The 5,921-nt window shown below is 69.7% G+C and carries 4 protein-coding genes; all 4 read left to right on the forward strand.

What is annotated here, in order from left to right:
- Positions 1-112: 112 nt before the first annotated feature.
- The 4 genes from F3J14_RS33045 to F3J14_RS33060 all read left to right on the forward strand — a co-directional run bounded on the left by F3J14_RS33045 (position 113) and on the right by F3J14_RS33060 (position 5,798).
- Positions 113-1,138 (forward strand): GNAT family N-acetyltransferase, encoded by a 1,026-nt coding sequence (locus F3J14_RS33045; RefSeq protein ID WP_166726484.1) that lies wholly within the window; start codon positions 113-115, stop codon positions 1,136-1,138.
- A 34-nt stretch (positions 1,139-1,172) separates the two neighbouring features.
- Positions 1,173-2,549, forward strand: coding sequence for a lysine N(6)-hydroxylase/L-ornithine N(5)-oxygenase family protein (locus F3J14_RS33050; protein WP_166726485.1), 1,377 nt, complete (start codon positions 1,173-1,175; stop codon positions 2,547-2,549).
- 46 nt (positions 2,550-2,595) lie between these two features.
- Entirely contained in the window at positions 2,596-4,872 is a 2,277-nt protein-coding gene (locus F3J14_RS33055) for a TonB-dependent siderophore receptor (RefSeq protein ID WP_166726486.1), read from the forward strand.
- 86 nt (positions 4,873-4,958) lie between these two features.
- Positions 4,959-5,798 (forward strand): formyltransferase family protein, encoded by an 840-nt coding sequence (locus F3J14_RS33060; RefSeq protein ID WP_166726487.1) that lies wholly within the window; start codon positions 4,959-4,961, stop codon positions 5,796-5,798.
- Positions 5,799-5,921: the final 123 nt, after the last annotated feature.

The following is a 5,921-nucleotide window of genomic DNA, read 5'->3' on the forward strand; positions in this document are numbered from 1 at the left end:
TCCGGCCGCGCCGGTCATGCGCTGACGGTGGCCGACGTGTTCGCGTCGCCGACGCTCGCGGCGCTCGGCGCGCGTGTCGAGGCCTCGGCCGAAACGGAGCAGGAGGTGCGCAATGCTGGCTGAAGTGCGCCCGGACGGCTTCACGATGCCCGACACCTGCCGTCTCGCGTTCGCGGACGGCCTGTTCGCCGCGCGCGACGACGCGGAGATCCGCGTCGCGCAGGGCGACGGCATCGGCGCGCAGCTGCTGCGCGCGCAACTCGCGGACGACGGCACGCTGCGCCTCGTCGCGTACAACCATCGCGCGGCGCCGGCCGACCAGCGCCGTGCGCTGCTGGCCGCGCTCGCCGCCGCGTTTTCCGACGACGTGCGCCGCGCGGCGATCCGGCTCGACCCGGCCGCGTGGCCGGCGGTCGCGCTCGATGCGCTGCGCGCGAGCGGCGTGCTCGCCGACGGCGGCCTGTGCATGCGCGAAGGCTGGGCGCAGCAGGCCGATCTGTGGCGCGTCGGCACGCCGCTGCCGTGCGCGACGCTGCCGATGCTGACCGACGGCCGGCGTCATCCGCGCCGGCCGCCCGCGCCGCGCGGCGACGTGGAGGCGCGCGACCTGCCGGCGCTCGGCGTGCGCTTCACGTTGCGCGGCTGGCAACCAGGCGAGGACGCCGCACGCGTCGCGCACTGGTTCGACGAGCCGCGCGTGCGCGACGGCTGGCCGGGCACGCAGCCCGGCGCCCACGGCACGACGCCCGACACCGATCCGCACGTCACGCCGCTCGTCGGCTGCTTCGACGGCGAACCGTTCGCGTATGTCGAGGCGTTCTGGCTGAAGGAAGACCCGCTCGCGCAGCACGTCGGCGCGCGCGATTACGACCGCGGGCTGCGAATGCTGGTCGGCGAGTCGCGCTGGCGCGGCCCGCATTGTGTGGCCGGCTGGCTGCCGTCCGTCGTGCATTACCTGTTTCTCGACGACCCGCGCACCGAAGCGGTCGGCTGCGCGGTCCCGGCCGGCCGCGCGCGGGTCGTCGACACCCTCGCGCGGCATGGCTTCGCGCGGCAGCGCCGTCTGGCGCTCGCCGACGCACAGCCGCTGTGGATGCGCACGCTGCGCGAGACCTTCTTTTCCGGCCGTCACGTCTGACGGGCCGGTTTCACCGACAAGGGAGCTGAGAGACATGCAGAGAGAAACCGTATTCGACCTGATCGGCGTCGGCTTCGGGCCGTCGAATCTGGCGCTGGCCATCCGTCTGGAGGAGCGGCGTGCGGCGCGCCCGCTCGCCCATTGCTTCATCGAACGACAGCCGGAATTCGGCTGGCACCGCGGCATGCTGCTCGACGACTGCCGGATGCAGATCTCGTTTCTGAAGGATCTCGTCACGATGCGCGATCCGAAGAGCCGCTACACGTTCATCAACTATCTGTTCGAACGCGGCCGGCTGAACGAATTCGTCAATCTGAAGAACTTCTATCCGACCCGCGTCGAATTCCACGACTACCTGAGCTGGGTCGCCGACGCGTTCGACGAGCACGTCCATTACAGCGAGACCGTCATGGCGATCGAGCCCGTGCGCGGCGACGGCGCGCGGATCGACGCGCTGCGCGTGCTGTCGCGCGACGCGGCCGGCCGCGAGCGCCAGCGCGTGACGCGTGCGCTGTCGGTCGGCGTCGGCGGCACGCCGGCGGTGCCGGATGCGTTCGCCGCGCTCGGCCGCGATCGCGTGATCCATTCGTCGTCGTACCTGACCGACATCGACCGGCTGGTCGCGTCGCCGGACGGCGAACGCCGCCGCGTCGCGGTGATCGGCGCGGGGCAGAGCGCGGCCGAGGTGTTCATCGACCTCGCGCGCCGCTTCCCGCATGTCGACGCGAACCTCGTGATGCGCGCGGGCGCGTTGAAGCCGGCTGACGACAGTCCGTTCGTCAACGAGATCTTCAGCCCCGAGTTCACCGACGTCGTCTACGCGCAGCCGCACGATGCACGCCGCGCGCTGCTCGAGCGCTACCGCGACACCAACTACGCGGTGGTCGATCGGCCACTGATCGAGCAGATCTACGAAATGCTGTACCTGCAGCGCATCGACGGCACGCCGCGCCATGCGCTGCTCGCGAACAGCGCGATCGAGGGCGCGGTGCGCACCGCCGACGGCCGCATCGAGCTGACGCTGCGCGACCGGATGAACGGGGCGACGCGCGTCGAGCGCTTCGACGCGCTCGTGCTCGCGACCGGCTATCGGCGCGACACGCATTCGGCGTTGCTCGAAGGGCTCGCACCACACCTCGGCGACGCGCTCACGCGCGGCGACGTCACGCGCGACTACCTGCTCGCGACGCCCGAGCACTTCGCGCCGCGCATCTACCTGCAAGGCTGCTGCGAAGACAGCCATGGCCTGTCCGACACGCTGCTGTCGGTACTGGCACGCCGCGCGGACGAAATCTGCGCGTCGCTCGAAGACGGGATCGCGCCCGCCCACGATGATGGCGCGGCCCGGGCACTGCATGAACAACGACATCAAAACGGGGCGAGCGCGGGCCGCATGGCTTTCGCTCTTTGACAAAGGCGCGGTCGGAGACCGCATCAAAAAAGTGGAGCAGAGAAAGATGGAGTGGGCAACAGGCACGCGTTTGCGTGCGATCGCGGCCGCGGCGAGCGTGACGTTCGGGATGGCGGCAGGGCACGCATTCGCGCAGACGGCGCCGGCCGTGAACGCAGGCGCCGCGACGTCGGCCGACAGTGCGCGCAACGGTGCGGCGGCGAGTGCGGGGGCCAGTGCGCCGACCGGTTCGTCGACCAGCGCGCCGAACGGCCCGGCGACCGGCACGCTGCCGGCGATCAACGTCAACGCGGGCCCGGAAGGCGACGGCACGGTCGGTCTCGTCGCGAAGCGCAGCAGGACCGGCACCAAGACCGATACGTCGATCAATGAAATCCCGCAGACGATCAACGTCGTCACCGCGCAGCAGATCGAGATGACCGGCGCGACCGACGTGAACGCGGCGCTGCGCTACGTGCCGGGCTTCTCGTCGTACGGCTCGGACAACCGTTCCGACTGGTACGCGGCGCTGCGCGGCTTCACGCCGACGGCATACGTGAACGGCCTGCAGGTGCCGAACACGCTGAACCTGTCGAGCTGGCGGGTCGATCCGTACATGATCGACAGCATCACCGTGCTGCGCGGGCCGACGTCGGTGCTGTACGGCGCGGGCGACCCCGGCGCGATCATCGACGTGCAGACCAAGACGGCCGACGGCGAGCGCGTGCGCGAAGCCGGCGTGCAGTTCGGCAACTATGCGCGCAAGCAGTTCATGATCGACGTCGGCGACAAGCTCGACGCGGACGGCAAGTACGCGTACCGGTTCGTCGGCGTCGCGCGCGACGGCAACGCGCTGACGGGCCCGAACAACGACCAGCGTGTCGCGCTCGCGCCGTCGTTCCGCTGGCGCCCCGACGCGGATACGTCGCTGACGCTGTCGGCCACGTACCTGCAGGACTGGGGCGACATCTCGTCGAACTTCCTGCCGGCGCAAGGCACGGTGCTGCCGAACCCGAACGGGCAGCTCGACAAGGACGTCTACGGCGGCGACCCGAATTTCAACTACTACCGCAAGAAGCAGTGGTCGCTCGGCTATCAGTTCGAGCGCAACCTGAACTCGATGTGGACGTTCCGGCAGAACGTGCGCTGGATGCACCTGTCGCTCGACAACGGTTCGGTGTTCGGCGCGGGCTTCGCGGACGGCAGCCTGACCGACATCAACCGCTGGGCCGGCGTGTTCCAGACGAACTACAGCCGCTTCGACATCGACAACAACCTGCAGGGCCGCTTCGGCACCGGGCCGCTCGAGCACACGCTGCTGCTCGGCTTCCAGTACAACCGGCAGACCGCGACCGACAGCGAATGGCTGGCCGCCGCGCCGACGCTGAACATCTACAACCCGGTCTACACGCCGGTCACGCTGTCCGTGTTCTCGCCGCCGAACACCACATACCGTACCAACACGTACACGACGATGAACACGTTCGGGCTGTACGTGCAGGACCAGGTCAAGTGGAACCGCTGGACGCTGACGCTCGGCGGCCGCGAGGACTGGGTCAACCAGCGGCAGGACGACCGCGAGGGCGGCACGCAGTCGAAGGCCGACATCACGGCGTTCACCGGCCGCGTGGGCCTCACGTACCAGGGCGACTACGGGCTGTCGCCGTACATCAGCTACGCGACGTCGTTCAACCCGGTGATCGGCGTGAACCTGTACGGCGGCGGCCTGCCGCAGCCCACGCGCGGCAAGCAGATCGAGGCCGGCCTGCGCTGGCAGCCGCCCGGCAAGAACATGATGCTGAGCGCGGCGATCTACCAGATCAACCAGACCAACGTGCTCACGCCGACGCCGCTGAATCTCGATCCGGCCGGCACGACGTCGATCCAGACCGGCGAAGTGCGCTCACGCGGGATCGAGCTGAACGCGACCGGCAAGCTCACGCGGAACCTGTCGCTGATCGCGTCCTACGTGTACCAGGACGTGAAGAACGTGAAGGCGAACGACGCATCGCTGAACAACTGGCCGGTCGACATTCCGCGGCCGCGCCAGATGGCGTCGCTGTGGGCCGACTGGACGTGGCACACGGGGCCGCTCACGGGCTTCGGCCTGGGCGGCGGCGTGCGTTACCAGAGCGCGTCGGCCGGTGCGGCGGACAACTCGCTGACGGTATCGAGCTACACGCTGTTCGATGCGGGCGTGCACTACGACACGCGTCACTGGCGCTTTGCCGTGAACGGGACGAACCTGTTCAACCGTCACTACATCAGCGGTTGCCAGTCGACGAGCGTGTGCGTTTTCGGTACCGACCGTACGGTGATTGCCACCGCGAAATACAACTGGTGACGCCGCGCGCCGCGGCGCGCCGGTCGGCCTTCGGGCCGGTGCGGGCAGGTCGCGGCGCCGTCGTCCGCTTTTTCCACGACGCCTCCATGCCGAAGAAAAATCTCGTCTACATCCAGTCGCTGCGCAACGGCGCGGCCGATCGCGCCGGCCAGCCGGTTGCTTACCAGGGCGGCACGCGCTACATGAAGGCGCCGCTCGAATTCCTCGTCGAGCGCCTGAACGACTCGCCGCTCGGCGAGCGCTACACGCTCAAGGGCGTGATCGTCGACGACGACGAAGGGTCGCCCGCCGATCGCGCGAAGGTCGCCGACTACGGGTTCGCACGGACGCCGGGCCGCCCGTGGATCCTGCCCGACGGGCTGACCGTGCAGGGCCGGCCGGTCGATGAACTGTTCTGCACGATCGCGTCGACGTACCGCCGGCTGCCGCGCGACGCGCGCGAGCGCGTGACCGGCAAGCAGGCGTTCGAGCGCCGCCTGCTCGAACGCCTGCTCGAACTCGACGCCGACGTGGTCGTGCTCGACGGGCTGCTCGTGATCCTCGACGAGCTCGTGCGTCCCGGCGCGCGCTTTCACCGCCGCATCGCGAACATCCACCCCGGCATCACGGCCGACGATTCGCCGTACCAGCGGCGCGGCGCGTGGGCGACGCTCGATGCGCTGCACGGCGCGCGCGGCGAACGGGTCGACTGGGCGAGCGGCACGACGTCGCGCGTCGATCCGGTGACGATGACGGGCGCATCGTTCCACTACGTCGACAACGGCATCGATTCCGGCGAGGTGATCTGCGACGTGCTCGACACGCCGATCGCGCCGGACGACACGATTCTCGAACTGCGCTGGAACAACTTCCAGCGCAGCCTGTTTCCGGCGCTCGAGCGGGGGCTGCACATCCTCGCCGACCGCCACGACGCGGGAGCACTGTGATGGAAGACACGCTCACGAAACCGGCCGGCACGGCGGACGCCGTCGAAGGCGAGGTGGCTGCAGCGCTTGACGGCGCGGCGCCCGCGCATGCGACGGCCGCCGCCGAGCGCACGCTCGACGCGT

Origin of the sequence: Burkholderia sp. Tr-862 (genome assembly GCF_011753085.1) — a bacterium.
Classification (GTDB): Bacteria; Pseudomonadota; Gammaproteobacteria; order Burkholderiales; family Burkholderiaceae; genus Burkholderia; species Burkholderia ambifaria.